Genomic DNA, 17,802 nt, shown 5'->3' with positions numbered 1-17,802 from the left:
GTCAGGCCGTGTCAACGCCTATTGCCCGACCAGCGCCAGCGTCTCGCGCTCGCGCTGTTCCTCGCGCACCAGCCTCTGCAGCAGCAGGGCCAGGGTCACCACGTCCTGGTGATTGTGGTCGGCCACCCGGCGCAGGTTCACCGCGTCCCCGCCGCGCAGGAAGCGCAGCCATGCGCCGGGCGCCTCGGAGCCCGGCAGGTCGTCCTCGCGTACCACGCGCAGCAGCTGGCGCTCGATGGTGGACAGCTTGCAGTTCTCCCAGCTGCCGCGATAACGGCGGCGGGTGGGGTAGAGCAGGTCGACATGGTCCAGCGCGCTGATCGGGTCGCGTTGCCGGGCCAGCCGGTACCGCGCCTTCAGCAGTGGGGCGTCATAGCTGCGGCCGTTGTAGCTGCAGAACACGGTGGAGGGCTGCAGCCAGCTGGCGAAGGTGGCCAGCATCGCGTCCTCGGCGGCCATCGTCGACATCAGCAGCTGACGGATGCGCAGGCCTTCGCCGCGTCGTGGGCAGACATGCCAGTCGGCGGCACCGATCATGAAGGCGCGGGTGCCGGTGCCGCCGGCCAGGCCGGTGGTTTCGGTATCGAAGAACAGCAGGTCGCGCGCGGCCACGTGCTGGCCTTCGCGACGGGCGAAATCCAGCGACAGGGGGTGCGCGGGAATCGTCTGCGGCTGCAGCGATTCGATCAGGAACAGACTCGGTGCGATTTCTTCGCCGGGTAGTTGCCGATCCTGTGCACTGGCATGCACCGGTGCAGGGCCGCCGCGTGTGCGCAGGCCAAGCAGGCGATGCAGGCTGCCCACCTCCGGCCGACGCAGCGTTGCCGGTGCCGCTGCGGTGGCCGCAGTACCGGTCGGCTTGTGGCGGATTTCCTGTTCGACCCAGGCGAACACCGAACGCTCGGCCGGTGGTTGCCGTGCATCGTTGGCGGCCACGGGTGCGGGGGGCGCAGGCGTTGCATCCGGCGTCGTCGGCGTGGCCGCCTTCGGGTCGCCGGCCTGCTTCCGCAGCAGGCGCAGCTTGTCCAGGCTCAGGCTCACGGTGCCAGCAGCTCCATCGGATCGCGCACGGTCACCACCACGTCGGGCACATGCTGGCAGGCATCGGCATCGAACAGGTCGAGCACGCGAAGTGCCAGTGCGCGCGGTGAGGTCTCATCCTCTTCCTGCGCGGCCAGGACTGGGCCGACACAGGCCGGGCAGCCGGCCTTGCAGTCGCAGCGCTGCACCAGTTCGCGCGCGCGCTGCACCAGCTCGGCCTGGCGCTGCCACAGCGGCTCGCTGAGGCCAACGCCGCCGGGGAAATTGTCGTACAGGTAGACGGTGGGCACGAATTCCTGCAGCAGCTCCACTGCACCGGGGTCACCATTGCTGCCGCGCAGCTGGCCACGGCCACTCTGGTCGGCAATCGCGAACCAGGCGCCGTCGCCGTTGCCGACCGACTTCTGCAGGTCGCGCGCATCGGCCATCACCGCCACGGTGGCGACGATGTGCAGCGCATACGCGGCACCGAGGAAGCCATCCAGTGCATCCTGCTTGCTGGCGAAGGCGCGCAGCAGCAGTGCCTGCGGCAGCTGCCACCACACTGCGGTGGTGTGCAGTTCCTGGTCGGGCAGATTGACCGGCCCGTAGCCGATGTTCTCGTGGGTGTAATAGCGGATCTTCTTGTAGCCTGCGACGCGGCGCACCACGTGCACTTCGCCATGGTGCGAATCGCCACGACCGGCCACGCCTCCATCGAAGCGGTCCAGCACCTTGAGTTTGGTGAAGTCGATGCTGTCGGTGTAGTAGTCCACGTGGGTGCGGGTGACGTAGGCCTTGCGGCCATCCCAGTCCAGCGTTTCCACCTGGTACGGGGTGGACTGCACCATGTGGATGGCGCCTTCGTACAGGGTGAGCGCCGCGGCGGAGTAATCCACTTCGGCGATGATCTGCTGGCGGCCATCGCTGCGGTCGACCACCACGAAGTTGCCATCGGCCACCGCGCGCAGGCTGACCGCGTTGGCCGGGTAACTGTCGGCGATCCATTCCCAGCGTTCGCCTTCGCGGTGGATGACTTCGGTTTCGGCCAGCGCTTCCAGGAACACTTCCGGATCGATCGGGCCGAAGCCATCGCCTACCCGGAACGGCAGCTCGAACGCGGCGCAGCGGATGTGGTCGAACAGGATCAACGGCTGGTCCGGCGCGATGCGCGCATGTTCGGGCGATGCTTCGGCGAAGAAGTCCGGATGGCGTACCACGTACTGGTCCAGCGGTTGCGAACTGGCCACCATCACCCCGAGCGCGGGCTGCTGGCGGCGACCGGCACGGCCGAAGCGCTGCCAGGTGGCGGCCACGCTGCCCGGATAACCGTTGAGGATCACCACGTCCAGGCTGCCGATATCCACGCCCAGTTCCAGCGCCGAGGTGCTGACGATGCCGTCGATGCTGCCGGCGCGCATCGCGCGCTCGGTCTCGCGGCGCTCGGTGGGCAGGTAGCCGCCGCGGTAGGCGCGGATGCGCGGTGGCTTGCGCGGATCGTGGTCGAAGATGTCCTTCAGGTACTTGGTCAGCACTTCGACCATCAGCCGGGTCTGTGCGAATACCAAGGTCTTCAACCCGGACTTGATCGCGATGCGCGCGATGCGGTTGCTCTGCGAACGCGCCGAGGCGCGCAGGCCCAGGTCCGGGTTGATCACCGGCGGGTTCCACAGCAGCACCTGCTTCGGTCCGCTGGGCGCGCCGGATTCGGTGATGGCAGTCACCGGCGCCTCGATCAGCGCCTCGGCATGCGCCTGCGGGTTGCCGATGGTGGCCGAGCACAGGATGAACTGCGGTTGCACGCCGTAGAACGCACAGATGCGCCTGAGCCGGCGCAGCACGTTGGTCACATGGCTGCCGAACACGCCGCGGTAGGTATGCACTTCGTCGATGACGATGTAGCGCAGGTTCTCGAAGAACTGCGCCCACTTGGTGTGATGCGGCAGGATGGCCTGGTGCAGCATGTCCGGGTTGGAGACCACGATGTCGCCATGCAGGCGGATCGCCTGCCGCGCATCGCCAGGGGTGTCGCCATCGAAGGTGAAGGCCTTCACCCCCAGGTCGCCGGCGCGGTTGAGTTCCAGCAGCTCGGCCACCTGGTCCTGGGCCAGCGCCTTGGTGGGGAACAGGTACAGCGCCTTGGCCTTGTCCTGCATGGCCGCGCTGACCACCGGCAGGGTGTAGCACAGCGACTTGCCGCTGGCGGTGGGGGTGACGATGGCCACGTGTTCGCCGCGCTGGCTGGCCTCCCACGCTTCGGCCTGGTGGCTGTAGAGCTGCTCGATGCCACGGGCCTTCAGCGCGGCGGCCAGCGCCGGCGGTACCGAATCGGGAATGGGCGCATAGCGGCCTTCGCGGCCGGGAATGGCAAAGCTGCCGGTGATGCGGTCCTGGTAGCGGCGCTGCAGCCGCGCGCTGAGCAGGGCGCCGTCGCGGGCGGGCAGGCCATCGCGGGTGGCGAGCTTCTGCTCGGCATCGGCGGTGCGCTTGGCGAGTTCGTAAGCCATGGAAGATGGAGCCGGGACGGATTGCGAGGGGTCACATGGCACCACACTCACGTCTCAGGATGTGAGACACCGGCGTGGGATGCAGTGAACCGTTCAGTGCCCCCGGCGTCGAAGCTGCTCCATGGGCTGAACAGTCGCCGCAGTGGCAACGAAATCTGAAGCCCGCATCCGTATCCTTGTTCACTGGACGCAACCAACAGGGTGGATGGCTGTGGCACGACGTGGAACGCAGGGAGCACTGCTGGCCAGCCTGTTGCTGGCGGGCATCGCGCAGGCCCAGCAGGTAGCGCCGGTAGCGGTGCCCGTGCCCGGGCCTGCCGCCGCTGCGGATGCTCCGGCGGCAACCACCGCGCCGGTTTCCACCACCCTGCCGCAGGACAATGTCACCACCCTTGGCGAAGTGCGCGCGCTCAAGCCGGAAGACGAGCCGCTGGACCTGTACCGCTTCAAGAACCCGGTGAAGTTCGGCGACAACCGCTTCAGCCGCGACTGGAGTGAACCGCCGTCGCCGGAGCAGGTCAGCATGGGCGGCGGCTACATCATGATGGGCGTGGTCAAGGGCGTGATGGCGGCCGCAAAGGGCGTGAACAAGCTTACCGGTGGACCGGCGCAGATCCAGGCTGCGGTGGCGCGGCCACCGCCGGAACTCAGTGCCGAACAGCAGCAGCGTGCGCTGCGCTTCTCCGAGGAGCAGGGTGCCGCCGACCCATCGCCGGTGAAGTAGGCCGGTATATCCTGCCGGCTTCCCCATCGGTGCCATCGCCATGTCCCTGCGTTCTTTCTGCCTGGTGGCTGCGTTGCTGCCGGCCTCCGCCTTCGCTTCAGGCATCGCCGATGGCGGCGCCTGCCGCAACGGCGCGTTCCCGTCCGAACAGAGCCGGTTTGCACTGGCGCGGGTGGTCGACGCACCGCGCCTGTACCTGCTCGGCGACATGGACGGCTGCCCGGGCAAGGGCGAACCGGCCTGCCGCCAGCGCAGCTATGTGGTCAACGGCGATACGGTGGTGACCGGGCGCGATCTGGGCGGTTATCGCTGTGCGTTCTTCCCGAACAAGGTGGGCGGCAGCGCCGGTTGGGTGGATCGCAGCAAGCTGCAGCCGTTGCCTGCGGTCGTGCCATCCCTGCAGGACTGGGCAGGCCATTGGAAGGATGGCGACAATGGCCTGCGTATCTCGGTGCAGGGTGGGCAGCTGCATGTGGACGGCGACGCTTATTGGCCCTCTGCCAATCCGACGCCGGAACAGCGTCCGTTTGGCCCCAACATGGGCCAGGTGGAAGCGCGCGCGACGCCGCGTGGTGCTGATGTGGAGTTCGCCGAAGACACCTGCAGGGTACGCGTGCATTCGCTGGGCGAGGTGTTGATCGTGGCCGACAACAGCGAGTGCGGTGGCATGAACGTGCGCTTCAATGGCGTGTACCGGCGCGCGGGAAAACGTTGAGGGGCGCATGAGGGGCCAGTAGATCCACGCCATGCGTGGATGCGGTTCGCGATCCAATCGGCTGGGGTCAGAGCCCTTTCGCCCGCGAAAGGGATCCGCCCCCGAAGTTACCGCCGTCGTTCCAGCCACCACAGCAGCGCGGTGCACAGCACGAAGGCCAGCCACCATGGCCAGCGCGAGCCGGCAACCGGCTGCGTGGCCTGTGCATTCGCGGGCGTGCTGCGGGCCAGCGCCTGCGTGGTCGCATCGATCATCGCCTGCCGATGCAGTGCAGGTGCGTCCTTCGGGTCGAATGCATAGCGCCAGACGATACTGTCCCCATGCTGCAGGCGCTGCCAACCTGCGCCACGTGGCCACCAGGCGGCACAACGCAGTGCCGATGTCGCACCATCGACGATCAGCGGCACGCTGTCGCCACGCGGGTTGAGGGCCTGCAGCGGCGCCTGCACGCCACACAGTGCCTGCCGCTCGCCCGCCCAGCTGATCGGCTGTGGTGACCACAGCGCATCACCGCTGCCCTGCGCACGTGCCAGCGTGGCAACCACGCCGCTCCACAGTTCGCCGTGGCGGTCATCGCGGCCCGCCAGCACCCAACGCCAGCTGTCGGTGATTGGCAGCAGGCCGATGCGCCCCTTGCCGGCCGCGCGCCAGCCGCCGACGGCCTTGCCGTCAAGACCATGCAGCAGTGCGTTGCTGCCCGGCGCCTGCAACGCCAGTGCTTCCAGCGAAGGCAGCGCAGCGCTGTGCGAGCTGCGGTCGGCTTCTTCGCCGTAGCCGGTTGGCAGTGTGCCGGCGGCAAGCGGGCCACGGCGCGCGACGAGAATCGCGCTGTCACCGTCGCCGGGAAGTTCGAGGGTGTGGCTGCTGCCATCGCCCTGCACGGGCAGGCCAAGATCGTGCAGGCGCTGGCGCGCGCTGGCCGAAGGTGCCCCCGCACTGCGTACCAGTACACCCAGACCGTCGCGCAGCGCCTGGCGCACGGCGGCCAGCTGGCCTGCACTCAGGGCCGCCAGGCCGCGTTCGTCCAGCAGCAGCAGGTCGCTGCGCGCCAGCGTTGCAGCATCGAGCGAAACCACGCCATCGCCTACGCTGAGCCCTGCACCGGTATCGGCCTGCACCTGCACGCGCAGGCCCGCGTCAGCGGCCCAGCGCCGCAGGTACTTCAGTTCCGGGCCGGGTGCGCTGGCACGCACCAACAGGCGCAAGGGCGCTGCCGGCAGGGTCTGCTGCGGCACCGGTACGGTATCCACCACATGGCCTTCGGTGTCGAGCAGGCGCAGCCGGAACACGCTGCGGCCTTCGGCGCGGGCGATGCCGGTGAGCTGGACGCGGCCGTCTTCGGCAACGTCTGCGCGATCGACCACGGTGTCGGCCGGGTCCAGCAGCTCGGCCTTCGCTTTTGCCGCGCCACGCGCCTGCGCCTGTACCTCGAAGCGTCCGCCGGGTGCAACGTCGGCCGGTGGCTGCAGCGCGACCCAGCCGCGCGGTGCGGGTGCTGCCTGCCAGCGCACGTCGCCCGGCAACGCCGCGTCGCGATCGCGTGCGACCAGGCCGGCGCCCACGAGGGTGAGCGTGGAGGCGGGGTGTTGGCGCAGCCCGGTGGCCAGGTCGGGGATACGCTGTCCACCAGGTACATCGCCCGCTTCCGGCAACAGCAGCAGCGGACCTTCGCTGGCCGGCGGTGCGCCTGCCTTGCCGGCCTCGGCGCCGAGCACGACCAGGCCGGCGGCGGGTTGCTGATGGGTAGGTGGCACCAGGCAGAAATACAGCAGCGTGGCAGCGACGATCTGCAGCACGATGATGATCCAGCGGCGGCCTGGGTGCGTTGTGCTTCCATGCAACTGGCGCACGCTGGCGATGACCACGACCAGGGCCAGTACCAGCGCAATCCACAGGCTCGAACCGGAGGCGCTCATGGATGCGCCTCCAGCGCGTCGAGATACCGTTGCCCCATCGCATCGGCTGCACTGCGCCGCATCACCTGCGGCAACGGACGCTGCAGGGCACGCCACAGCTGCGCACGCAGGCGCTGGCGGCAGTCGCGGCAGCCGGGCTCGATGCGCAGCTGCTCGATGGCGGCAGCCAGGTCCAGTGCATCGGGCAGGTAGGTAGCGTTGCGTTGCTGCCAGCTGGCGAGCGCATCGAGATCGGGTGTGCCGATGTCATCGCCGAGACGCTGCCAGGCTTCGACAATGGCCGGGTCCGGCGGCGTGCGTGCGGCCAGCGGCAGTTCACGGCTGGACAGCCCGGCGCGATCACCACCCAGCCGGCGGCTTTCATCGATGGGTGGCAGCTCCGGCCCGACCCGGGCCAGGTAGATGCGCTCGGCCTGCTGCACCTGCTTGATGAAGCCCAGCGCCTTGTAGGCGAATGGCAGCGCCTGCTCCGGCCGGCCCTGGCGCAGTTCGCCTTCAGCCGACCACATCTGGTCCAGCGCGGCCTTCAGCGTGGCACGGGTCTGTGGATCGAGCAGGGTGGCCGCCTCGGCGTGGTCATGGGTGTGGCCGTACTCGGAAAGCACGTCGGTCGCGCTGCCGAATACCGGCGGGGTACCTGCGCTGGCTGTACCGCCATGATCATGGCCATGGTCGTCGTGCGCATCGGCCTGCGCGCCATGGTCGTGCTCGTGGTCGTCGTCGTGGCCATCTGTGGTCGGCGTATCGCTGGTGGGCATGTCGCTGGTCGGCGGCGGCTTCGGTGCGCCTTCGCTTTCCTCGCCCAGGAACTGGCCGTAGCGCAGGCGCAGGATGCGCTGGTCGACACCGATCGCATCGCTGCGCTTGATGAAGTCATCGGCGGCGAGACCGCGCCGCCGCCGGATCAACGCCTCGGCATCGATGATGATCTGTCGCTGGCTGCGGAAGTAGGCCGGCAGTGTCTTCTTGATACGGCCTTCCAGCTCGGCACCCAGCGCAACCTCGGCACTGGGCAGGCGCAGGATCACACTGCTGCTGCGTCCGGCCTGCGGTGTGGGCGCGTGGTTGTCGCGCACTTCCAGCTGGGCGATCACATCGTTGCCAGGCTGCACACCCAGCGCGGCGAGGTCGAGCGTATGCGCGAAGCGTCGTGCGGTCGGCTCGCCACTGCCGGTGAGGCTGACGCTGCGACGGACGAAGGTGATGTTCTCATCGCTGCCCTGGGTGGTCGTGATCGACAGCGTTGCCTGTGCGGCCACGCCATAGTCGTCGCCGGCCTCGAAACGCAGCGACCATTGGCGCTGTCCGGGCGAGGCCAGCACCAGGCTGGCCGCCGGTTCCAGCACGCGCACGGAGGGTGCACGGTCGGCCACCACGTCCAGCCGATGCAGGCGGGTCTCGGCCAGTGCCGGTTCGCTCACCACGCGATAAAGCACCGGCGCGCGTGCCACGTCCTGCGCCTGCCATTGGCCGTCCCGCTCGTTCAGCGGCAGGCGTCGGCCATCGTGGAACTGCAGCCACGCCTTGTCCGGTGCACGGTCGAAGCGTAACGACCACGACAGGCGGCTGTCGGCGGCAACCTTGGCATCCAGCGCATTCTGGGTGAGCGTGGCCTGGCCGGTATAGGCCGGTGCGTCGATGCGCAGGCGGGTGGACTGCAGGTGCAGTGGGCCCGCGGGTGTGGTGCCGCCATGCGGTGTGGGTTCAACGGTGGCGGGGCCGCTGTTCGAGCGCGGCCAGCCGAATGCCAGCAGTGCGATGGTCAGGCCCGCAATCCAGCACAGGGCCAGCGCCGCGCGCGGCCAGCGCGGTCGCAGCTCCGGCATGCGGCGCTCCAGCGTGGCCAGCACGTGCGTGCGTTGGCGCTGCTGCAGCGGATTGAGCGTGGCGGCTTCGGCGAACAGCAGGTCCGCGCTGTCCTCGCTGGTGCCGCTGGCATCAAGTTGCCGCTGCAGCCACCGACGGTCGAGCTGCCGGGCACGCGCCGTCGCAACGGCGGCGCAGGCGAGCACGACGAGCGTCCCAGCCACGCAGGCCAGATCGAAGCCGGACAGGCGCAGGGCCAGCGCGGTGGCGGCCAGCGCCAACGGCAGGCCAAGCAGCAGGGTGATCAGGGCGCGCCGGCGCCGCGCACGCTGCCAAGCACGTTGCAACGCGTTCATGCCGCCTCCCTGCGCCGGGCGCTGCTGGCCATCCAGCGTTCGACGGCGAACAGCAGCACGATGGCCAGCAGCAGCCATGCGGTCGGCTCACGCAGCGGCGGCGTCGAGGCCGGCAGGGCGGTCTGGCGGGGCGCGTGGTCTGTTGCATCCCCCACGCGTGGGGGCGATGGCGGTTGCAGTGCCAGCAGCAGCGAGCGTGGCAGCTGCGCGTCGCGCAACGCGGCATGGGTAGTGATGTCCCAGTCACCGGGCAGTGACAGCAAGCGTCCGTGGCCGACGCGCTGCTGCCAGAGCAGCGGCGCGCCATCGGCGCTGCGCAGCAGCACACTGGCCTCGGTGGCAGGTTTTGCAGCGCTCAGTACGCTGCCGCCATCGCGCAGCCACCCCTGCCAGTGCGTCGGCAGTGCGTCGCTGCGGCTCCAGACACCGATCTCGCCGCGTTCGGGCAAGGCATCGGCCGTCAACGGTGCCGGGGGTGCCTGCGCGCCCCAGGCCCGCTGCAGTGCGCCGATCCAGCGCTGCACCCCGGCGGGCGCATCGGCGTGCATGCGCAGCCGTGGCGGCGTCGTGGCGGCCTGTGTGGCTGGGGCCGCGACGGCGTGCGGGTGCCACTGCACATCGCGCGACAGCTGCAGGCGTGCGCCGTCCAGGCCGGGCAGCGGATCGGGTACGTGCACGGTCAGCGCGGTACCGGCCGGCAGCTGGGCATCCAGTTCGCGCAGCAGGCTGGGCAGGGAGGCATTGGAGGCCAGCGGTGCCTGGTCGATGGAGGGGAAGCCGGTGGCCAGCCAATGCCAGTTGCCATCGTCGACGGTGCCGCGCAGTGCGGCGGCATCCAGGCCCGGGGCCACCACGGTCCATGCAGCGGGGACCGGCGCAGGGCCCGTCAGCGCCGGCCGCGCCAGCAACAGCGCCAGCGCGGCCAACAACAGCAGGCGTACCAGCAGCAGCGGCCAGTCATCGAAGCGGATGCGCTGGCGCGGCCGGATCTGCGCGCGCAGCCAGCGCAGCGCGGCGAAATCCAGCGGCGTATACGGATGGCGGCGGGCGAGGTGGATCAACAACGGCAGCAGCCATGCGGCGAGCGCGGCCAGGCCCAGCGGGAAAAGCAGGTTCATGCGCCGCCCCCACGGCCGAACAGCGCCTGCAGCGGCTGGTCCAGTGGCTGGTCGAGCCAACCGTTGGCGCTGGCGATGCCACTGGCCTGCAGGCGTGCCTGCAGCGCGCTGCGTGCATCGGCGAAGCGCTGCAGGTAGTCGGTGCGGATCGCCGCGCCATCGCCCAGCAGTTCTTCGCCGGTCTCCGGGTCGCGGAAGCGGTGGCCGGCGTCGAACGGGAAATCGCGCTCGTCAGCGGTCAGGATCTGCAGCAATGCCACTTCGCGGCGGGCGCTGGCCAGTTGTTCCAGCAGCACGATACCGGCCTCATCGAAGCCATCACCGATCGCCAGCAGCAGGTCGCCTGGACGCACCCGTTCCCACAGCGGCCGCAGGCGATCAGGCGCAGGCCAGCCACCTCGTGCCTGCAGCGCTTGCAACTGCAGATACACACGGTCGCGCTGGCGCGCGCCGTTCGCCGCGGGTACCAGTTGCAGGCCATCGCCATTGATCGCCAGCAGGCCGAAGCGATCACCCTGTTGCAGGGCCAGTTCAACCAGGCATGCGGCCACGCCACGCATGTGGTCCAGTCGCGTGCGCTGCGGTGCCGCGCGATCAGCCTGGCCGGCCGAGGCGGTGGCATCGAGCAGCAGCCAGACCGTGATCGGGCTTTCGCGTTCGGACTCGCGCACGAAGAAGCGGTCCGAGCGCGCATACAGCTTCCAGTCGATCTGGCGCAGCTCGTCACCCGGTTCGTAGGCACGGTACTGGGCGAATTCCAGGCCGGCACCGCGGCTGCGGCTGGCGTGCTGGCCGATGCCGCTTGCCCCGTTGGCCAGGCGCGGCCGCAACCGCAGCAGGCGCAGGCGCGCACGCAGTTCCGGCGGCAGGATCAACGGCGTACCTGCGTTCACGCGTGGCTCAACCCGGGAACGGCACGGCCTGCAGCAGCGCGGCGACCACGTCGTCGGCACACTTCTGCTCGGCCTCGGCGGCGAACGACAGCAGCAGGCGATGGCGCATCACCGGCGCAGCCAGTGCCTGCACATCCTCGCGGGTGGCGGCGAAGCGGCCCTGCAGCAACGCGCGTGCTTTCGCTGCCAGCACCAGCGACTGGCCGGCACGCGGGCCCGCACCCCACTTCACCCACTGGTTGATCGCTGCCGGTGCGCCTTCGCCAGGCCGGCTGGCACGTACCAGGCGGGTGATCCACGCCAGCACATCGGGGCTGACATGCACCTGGCGCACCGCGGCCTGCAGTGCGATCACCGCCTCGGCATCCATCACCTTCGGCACCGTGTCGGTGGTGCCGCCGGTGGTCTGCTCCAGGATCTGCCGTTCCTCGTCCTCGCTGGGGTAATCCACCAGCACGTGCAGCAGGAAGCGGTCCAGCTGCGCTTCCGGCAGCGGGTAGGTGCCGGCCTGCTCGATCGGGTTCTGCGTGGCCAGCACGAAGAACGGCGCGGGTAGTGCGTAGGTGGTGCCGGCGTAGCTGACCGTGCGCTCCTGCATCGCCTCCAGCAGTGCGGCCTGGGTCTTGGGCGGGGTGCGGTTGAGTTCGTCGGCCAGCAGCAGGTGGGTGAAGATCGGGCCCTGCTGGAAACGGAAATGGCGATGGCCGGTACCGTGGTCTTCCTCCAGCAGCTCGGTGCCGAGGATGTCGCTGGGCATCAGATCCGGGGTGAACTGCACCCGCCGGAACTGCAGTTCCAGGGCCTGGCCGAGCGAGCGCACGAGCAGCGTCTTGCCCAACCCGGGCGCACCTTCCAGCAGGCAGTGGCCGCCGGCCAGCAGGCCGATCAGCAGCTGCTCGACCACGGTGTTCTGGCCCACCACCGCGCGTGCGAGCGCAGCGCGCAGATCGTGCAGGCGCGGCAGCAGGGAATCGAGGTCGGGGGCGGTCATGGGCGTGCAGGTCCTATCAGTTGTTCAACGCGTACATCACGATGTTGACGCCGAAGCGGGTGTTGTCTTCGGCCAGGAAACGCTTGTTGCGCCAGTCGTAGTCCCACTCGCAGCCATAGTCCTTGTTGCTGTAGAGCAGGCCCAGGCGGCCATCGACCTCGATGCCCTTCAGGTAGTCGTGCACCAGGTCGTCGCCCCAGCCGTTGAGCTCGAAGCTGGTCGCGGGCGGGCCGTCGGGGAAACGGAAGAAGCTGCGGTACAGCGCGTGGCTGTTGGGCAGTTTCTGCAATGCCCTGGGCCCGAACAGGCGACCCATCTGCGCTTCGAACGAGGTGGCGAACAACCCGTCGATGTCATGGTTGCAGTCATCGACGAAGACGAAGCCGCCGTTGCGCACGTAGCGCACGAAGTTCTGCCGTTCGGCGGCATTGAACTCGACCAGCGTGTGCCCTGCCAGGTAGCAGAACGGCGCTTCCAGCATGCGCGGGTCGGCCAGTGCCACCACGTGTTCCTGCGGATCCACCCGCAGCGAGGTGTAGTCGATCAGCGAGGTGATCAGGTTGGACGGCATGCGCGCATCCACGTCCCAGTCACCGGAGTCGTACTGCAGGCGGGTGAACCAGAAGTCGTAGCGCGAACTGCGCGGGCCTGCCTGTGCCCAGGCCGGCAGCGCCGCCGCCGAAGCGGCAGCGGCCAACCAGCGCAGGCAGGCCCGGCGATCCATCAGACGGCGTCGGACAGCGAGGTGAAGGTGAAATCGCGCAGCTTCATCGGCGGGATCATCATCACGTAGCTGGATTCATCACCGGCCACGCGCACCGGCTTGCCCAGCTCTTCGATGTTGTTGAGCATGATCACCGGCGATTCGTTGAAGCGGAAATTCTTCACCGGGTGCTTGATCTGGCCGTTCTCGATGTAGAAGGTGCCGTCGCGAGTCAGGCCGGTCAGCAGCACGGTCTGCGGATCGACCATGCGGATGTACCAGGTGCGGGTGACCAGGATGCCCTTCTGGGTGCCGCGCACCAGCTCGGCGGTGCTCTTGTCGCCACCGCTCATCAGCAGGTTGCCCGGCGATGCCTTGGCGGTCTTGCCCTGCTTCTGCGCCCAGAAGCGCGAGTAGTTCAGGTTGGCGATCTTGCCGTTCTCGATGATGGCCATGCGCTCGCGCGGCAGGCCCTCGCCGTCCCACGGCAGCACCGGGGCCTCGGGGTGCCAGGGGTCGGCGATCATGGTCACGCGCGGGTCGTAGACCTGTTCGCCCAGCTTGTTGCCGCCACCCTTCTTCGACAGGAAGCTGCGGCCTTCGTCGGCCGAACGGGCGTTGAAGAAGTTCATCATGAAGCTGATCAGGCCGGCGGCCGCGGCCGGTTCCAGGATCACCGTGTACTTGCCCGGCTCCAGCGCCTTGGCTTCGGCCGATTCGGTGGCCTTGCGCATGGCGATGCGGATGTCCTGGTCGGCCTTGAAGTCTACCGCGTCCTTCAGGTTGCGGCCGACCCAGCCCGAGCCGCGGCCATCTTCGGTGCGCACGGTGCAGGTGTAATCGAAGTTGGTGGTGCGCTGGTAGGCGAAGTTGCCGTTGCTGTTGGCGGTGGCCTGGAAGCCCTGGCCGTCTTCGAGGAAGCCGGCGGCGATCAGCCCGTGGCCACGGCACGGCGCGATCGAATCGGCGGCGACCTTGGCGCGGAAGGCCGGATCGATCGCGGCAGTGGACTCACTGAAGGTCGGGCTGGCGCGGTAGCTCTGCTTGCCGATGGCCGGCATGAACTCCGGGTTCTCCGGGGCCAGGCGGGCCAGGTCTTCGGCGCGGCGTACCACGCGTTCCAGCGCGGCATCGTCGAACTCGTTGATCGAGGCGGTGCCCACGCGCTTGCCGAAGGCGACGGTGACCGCCAGTTCGGTGTTATCGACAATCCCGCTGGTGGAAACGTTGTTCAGTGCGAAACGGATGTTGCCGTCGATCGCGCCGGCCAGCACGGCGGTGCACTCGTCGGCCTTGGACAGGGCAATGACCTTGTCGAGGATGGCCTTGGCCTGGGCTTCGGTGAAGATACTCATGGTGTAAGGGCTCCTGACCGATCAGCCGAGGCTGCGTGCGGTGTTGATGACGTTGATGCCGTTGAAGCGCGCGGTGGACGAGCCGTGCGAGACCGCCGAGACCTGGCCCGGCTGGCCCTTGCCGTCGAAGAACGATCCGCCCAGGCGATAGTCGCGCTCGTCGGCCACGGCGGTGCAGGCGTTCCAGAACTCCGGCGTGCGGATCTGGTAGGCCACGTCTTCCAGCATGCGGGTGATCTGGCCGTTCTTGATCTCGTAGAACAGCTGGCCACCGAACTGCGCGTTGTAGCGCTGCTGGTCGATCGAGAACGAACCGTCACCGATGATGTAGATGCCGTTCTCCACGTCCTTGATCAGGTCGGGCACGCTCAGCGGCTTCTTGCCTGGCGCCATCGACACGTTGGCCATGCGCTGGAACTGCACGCTGGACCACGAGTCGGCATAGCAGCAGCCGTCGGACTCGGTCTTGCCAAGAATGTGGGCCTGGTCGCGGATGGTCTGGTAATCGACCAGCTTGCCGTTGCTGATCAGGTCCCAGCGCTTGCACTTCACGCCTTCATCGTCGTACGCCACCGCGCCGAGGCTGCCCGGCTGGGTCTTGTCGGCGAAGATGTTGACCAGCTCGCTGCCGTACTGGAAATGCTGTTCGCGCTTGTCCAGGGTGGCGAAGCTGGTGCCGGCATAGTTGGCTTCGTAGCCGAGCACGCGGTCCAGTTCCAGCGGGTGGCCGATCGACTCGTGGATGGTCAGCCAGGTGTGCGACGGGTCGAGCACCAGGTCGTACTTGCCCGGCTTCACCGACGGTGCCTTCAGCTTCTCCTGCGCCTGCTTGGCGGCGGCGATGGCGTCTTCCTTCATGTCGTAGGAAGAACTGTAGTTGACCACGCCATTGGGGCTGACCACCTTGCCGGCGGCGGCGCCGTCCAGGTACTCGTAGCCCAGGCCCATCGGCGAGGACAGGCCCGAACGGGTACGGAACTTGCCGCTGGACTTGTCGATGGCGGTGACCGTCATCGGGGCCCAGATGCGGTGCACGTCCTGGTCGATGTAGGAGCCGTCGGTGGAGGCGAAGTACTTCTGCTCGTTGACCAGGAACAGCATCGAGTTGACGAAGCTGGCACCGGCGCCCATCGCCGCAGCGTTGACGTCCAGCAGCAGGCCGACCTTGTCCTTGATCGGCACCTCCATCGCGTTCTTGCGGATCGGCGTGCGCCAGCTCACTTCGCCCACGCCCGGTGCCTTGGCCAACTGCACCGGTGCGGTCTGCACGCCGGCATTGGCCTTGGCGATGGCCGCCGCCTGCTGCGCGGCCCTGGCCACGTCGGCGGTACCCAGCGCGTTGGTGGCGGCGAAGCCCCAGGCGCCGTTGACGATCACGCGGATGCCCACGCCGGTGGACTCGGTGTTCACCACGTTCTGCACCTTGTCCTCGCGGGTGATCACGAACTGCCGCAGGTAGCGGCCGATGCGCACGTCGCAGTAGGTGGCGCCAGCGCTGCGTGCGGCCTGCAGGGCGGCGTCGGCCAGGCGCTTCTTCAGCGCCGGGTCAAGGCTGGACTGCAGCTGCTCGGCGGCGATCACCTTGCCGAAGAAGGAGGGCACGATCAGCCCGCCCGCGGTAAGCCCGGTCAGGGCCAGGAAGTCACGTCTTTGCAAGGCTGCTCTCCATGTCGAAGGATGGGTGGCTCAAGCGCCGAGACTGCGCGCGGTGTTGATGATGTTGATGCCGTTGAAACGGGTGGTGGACGAACCGTGCGAGACCGCCGAGACCTGGCCGGGCTGGCCCTTTCCGTCGAAGAACGAACCGCCCAGGCGGAAGTCACGCTCATCGCAGATGGCGGTGCAGGCGTTCCAGAACTCCGGCGTACGGATCTGGTAGGCCGCATCCTCGACCATGCCGGCGATCTTTCCGTCCTTGATCTGGTAGTACAGCTGGCCACCGAACTGCGCGTTGTAGCGTTGCTGGTCGATCGAGTACGAACCGCGGCCGTGGATCCAGATGCCGTTCTCCACGTCCTTGATCATGTCTTCGACGCTGAGCGGCCGCTTGCCCGGTGCCAGCGAGACATTGGCCATGCGCTGGAACTGCACGCTGGACCACGAATCGGCATAGCTGCAGCCATGCGATGCATCGCGGCCGAGGATGTGGGCTTCATCGCGGGTGGCCTGGTAGTCGACCAGGATGCCGTCGCGCACCAGGTCCCAGCGCTGTGTCTTCACTCCTTCGTCATCGTAGCCGACCGCACCGAGGCTGCCCGGCTGGGTCTTGTCGGCGAAGAAGGTGACGATGTCGCTGCCCCAGCGGAAGCCGGCATCGCGCTTGTCCAGCGTGGCGAAACTGGTGCCGGCGTAGTTGGCCTCGTAGCCGAGCACACGGTCCAGCTCCAGCGGGTGGCCGACGTTCTCGTGGATGGTCAGGAACAGGTTGGACGGGTCCAGCACCAGGTCGTACTTGCCGGGCTTCACCGACGGCGCCTTCAGCTTCTCGCGCGCATGGCGGGCGGCGGCGATGGCGTCCTCGACCGGGTCGTAGGAATCACGGTAGGCGGTGATGCCGCCCGGCAGCTGCACCTTGCCGCGTGCATCGCCATCCAGGAACTCATAGCCCATGCCCATCGGCGAGGACAGGCCGGCGCGGGTGCGGAACCTGCCGCTGGCCTTGTCGATGGCGGTGGCGGTGAACGGCAGCCAGATGCGGTGGATGTCCTGGTCGATGAACGAGCCGTCGCTGGAAGCGAAGTACTTCTGCTCGTTGACCAGGAACAGGGTGGAATTGATGTAGTCGGCGCCCGCATTCAGCGCGGCGGCATTGAGTGCCAGCAGCAGCTCGACCTTGTCCTGGATCGGCACTGCCATCGCGTTCCTGCGGACCGGCGTCTGCCAGCGCACCTCACCGACCGACGGCGTCGGTGCCAGCTGCACCGGCCGGGTCTGGATGGCGGCGTTGGCGCGCGCGATCGCGGCGGCCTGCTCGACCGCAGCGCGCACGGCGGCCTCGGTCTGCTGGTGGGTGGCGGCGAATCCCCAGGCGCCGTTGACGATCACGCGCACGCCCACGCCGGACGACTCGCGGTTGGTCACATTGCCGACCTGGTGCTCGCGGGTGATGACCGACTGGTTGAGGTAGCGGCCGATGCGCACATCGCAGTAGCTGGCCTTGGCGGTGCGTGCGGCTGCCAGCGCGACCTCGGCCAGGCGCCGGCGCTGGGCGGTATCGACCGGGGCCAGCAGCTGCTCGGCGGCGATGGCACGGGAATGCGGCAGCAGCAGGCCCGCCAGGCCCAGACCGGAAAAAGCCAGGAACTCACGTCGTTGCACAGCGTTTCTCTCTCTCGCTTGCGTGCGGTTGGCAACGGGCCGGACCGATCACGTCAACTGCCCGACTTTCGCCAGCGCGGCGGCTTCGGGCAAGTGACTGCAGTCATGGTTGGGGAGGGTTTCGGCAGGGCTTGCAGCCCTGCACCTGCTTCAAGCCAGGGCAACGTCAACGTCAAAAGCGGGCTATCCGTGGGATGGCGGGGTGGGTCCGGTTGCGGGAGACGCCGTAAATACGTCCATGTAGCAACTGTGTTGCTGGGGAGGCTTGGATCTCTCCGGCAAGCGGGCACGGTAGTGCCGGCCGCTGGCCGGCAGCCTCCGGAGGGACGCCGCGACTGTCCTTAGGCGGGGATCGGTCTGCTTCGGGCGTCGCGTACGCG

At 68.4% G+C, this 17,802-nt stretch carries 13 protein-coding genes; 2 read left to right on the top strand and 11 right to left on the bottom strand.

Annotated elements, in window-relative coordinates; genetic code table 11:
• Positions 1-18: 18 nt before the first annotated feature.
• Both AC5P88_RS19215 and AC5P88_RS19210 read right to left on the bottom strand, forming a co-directional pair.
• Positions 19-1,041, bottom strand: a complete 1,023-nt coding sequence (locus AC5P88_RS19215; RefSeq protein ID WP_495225788.1) for a ribonuclease H-like domain-containing protein — start codon at positions 1,039-1,041, stop codon at positions 19-21.
• Positions 1,038-3,527 carry a DEAD/DEAH box helicase gene (locus tag AC5P88_RS19210; protein ID WP_495225787.1) on the bottom strand — a complete coding sequence of 830 codons (2,490 nt, stop codon included), beginning with the start codon at positions 3,525-3,527 and terminating at the stop codon, positions 1,038-1,040. The genes AC5P88_RS19215 and AC5P88_RS19210 overlap by 4 nt, the downstream gene beginning before the upstream one ends.
• Before the next feature lie 205 nt (positions 3,528-3,732).
• Here AC5P88_RS19210 and AC5P88_RS19205 point away from each other — a divergent pair, with 205 nt between their 5' ends.
• Positions 3,733-4,251 carry a hypothetical protein gene (locus AC5P88_RS19205; protein ID WP_478446522.1) on the top strand — a complete coding sequence of 173 codons (519 nt, stop codon included), beginning with the start codon at positions 3,733-3,735 and terminating at the stop codon, positions 4,249-4,251.
• Positions 4,252-4,291: 40 nt separating this feature from the next.
• The gene (locus tag AC5P88_RS19200) at positions 4,292-4,966 is read left to right on the top strand and encodes a hypothetical protein (protein ID WP_495225786.1); all 675 of its coding nucleotides are present in this window, start codon (positions 4,292-4,294) and stop codon (positions 4,964-4,966) included.
• 107 nt (positions 4,967-5,073) lie between these two features.
• Here AC5P88_RS19200 and AC5P88_RS19195 read toward each other — a convergent pair whose 3' ends face one another.
• Genes AC5P88_RS19195 through AC5P88_RS19155 form a run of 9 tightly spaced genes read right to left on the bottom strand, consistent with a single transcriptional unit; the run spans position 5,074 to position 17,422 of the window.
• Positions 5,074-6,882, bottom strand: a complete 1,809-nt coding sequence (locus tag AC5P88_RS19195; RefSeq protein WP_495225785.1) for a hypothetical protein — start codon at positions 6,880-6,882, stop codon at positions 5,074-5,076.
• Complete coding sequence (locus AC5P88_RS19190) at positions 6,879-9,044, bottom strand: hypothetical protein (protein ID WP_495225784.1); 2,166 nt, start codon at positions 9,042-9,044, stop codon at positions 6,879-6,881. The genes AC5P88_RS19195 and AC5P88_RS19190 overlap by 4 nt, the downstream gene beginning before the upstream one ends.
• Entirely contained in the window at positions 9,041-10,162 is a 1,122-nt protein-coding gene (locus tag AC5P88_RS19185; RefSeq protein ID WP_495225783.1) for a BatA domain-containing protein, read from the bottom strand. The genes AC5P88_RS19190 and AC5P88_RS19185 overlap by 4 nt, the downstream gene beginning before the upstream one ends.
• Complete coding sequence (locus AC5P88_RS19180; protein WP_495225782.1) at positions 10,159-11,055, bottom strand: DUF58 domain-containing protein; 897 nt, start codon at positions 11,053-11,055, stop codon at positions 10,159-10,161. Before AC5P88_RS19180 ends, AC5P88_RS19185 begins: the two co-directional genes overlap by 4 nt.
• 7 nt (positions 11,056-11,062) lie before the next feature.
• Positions 11,063-12,046, bottom strand: coding sequence for an AAA family ATPase (locus AC5P88_RS19175; RefSeq protein ID WP_111204477.1), 984 nt, complete (start codon positions 12,044-12,046; stop codon positions 11,063-11,065).
• 16 nt (positions 12,047-12,062) lie between these two features.
• Positions 12,063-12,770, bottom strand: coding sequence for a DUF4159 domain-containing protein (locus AC5P88_RS19170; protein WP_049430856.1), 708 nt, complete (start codon positions 12,768-12,770; stop codon positions 12,063-12,065).
• Positions 12,770-14,104, bottom strand: a complete 1,335-nt coding sequence (locus AC5P88_RS19165; protein ID WP_495225781.1) for a TldD/PmbA family protein — start codon at positions 14,102-14,104, stop codon at positions 12,770-12,772. The genes AC5P88_RS19170 and AC5P88_RS19165 overlap by 1 nt, the downstream gene beginning before the upstream one ends.
• Before the next feature lie 21 nt (positions 14,105-14,125).
• Positions 14,126-15,760, bottom strand: coding sequence for a TldD/PmbA family protein (locus AC5P88_RS19160; protein WP_495225780.1), 1,635 nt, complete (start codon positions 15,758-15,760; stop codon positions 14,126-14,128).
• Between the two features lie 30 nt (positions 15,761-15,790).
• Complete coding sequence (locus tag AC5P88_RS19155; protein WP_495225779.1) at positions 15,791-17,422, bottom strand: TldD/PmbA family protein; 1,632 nt, start codon at positions 17,420-17,422, stop codon at positions 15,791-15,793.
• Positions 17,423-17,802: the final 380 nt, after the last annotated feature.

It is taken from the genome of Stenotrophomonas sp. YJH_SMC_8 (genome assembly GCF_059371315.1).
This window is presented reverse-complemented; position numbering and strand designations above follow the sequence as displayed.

Coding starts and splice junctions, on each gene's coding strand:
- AC5P88_RS19170 (WP_049430856.1), bottom strand. CDS start 12,770: ATGGATCGCCGGGCCTGCCTGCGCTGGTTGGCCGCTGCCGCTTCGGCG.
- AC5P88_RS19205 (WP_478446522.1), top strand. CDS start 3,733: ATGGCTGTGGCACGACGTGGAACGCAGGGAGCACTGCTGGCCAGCCTG.
- AC5P88_RS19210 (WP_495225787.1), bottom strand. CDS start 3,527: ATGGCTTACGAACTCGCCAAGCGCACCGCCGATGCCGAGCAGAAGCTC.
- AC5P88_RS19165 (WP_495225781.1), bottom strand. CDS start 14,104: ATGAGTATCTTCACCGAAGCCCAGGCCAAGGCCATCCTCGACAAGGTC.
- AC5P88_RS19185 (WP_495225783.1), bottom strand. CDS start 10,162: ATGAACCTGCTTTTCCCGCTGGGCCTGGCCGCGCTCGCCGCATGGCTG.
- AC5P88_RS19175 (WP_111204477.1), bottom strand. CDS start 12,046: ATGACCGCCCCCGACCTCGATTCCCTGCTGCCGCGCCTGCACGATCTG.
- AC5P88_RS19200 (WP_495225786.1), top strand. CDS start 4,292: ATGTCCCTGCGTTCTTTCTGCCTGGTGGCTGCGTTGCTGCCGGCCTCC.
- AC5P88_RS19190 (WP_495225784.1), bottom strand. CDS start 9,044: ATGAACGCGTTGCAACGTGCTTGGCAGCGTGCGCGGCGCCGGCGCGCC.
- AC5P88_RS19195 (WP_495225785.1), bottom strand. CDS start 6,882: ATGAGCGCCTCCGGTTCGAGCCTGTGGATTGCGCTGGTACTGGCCCTG.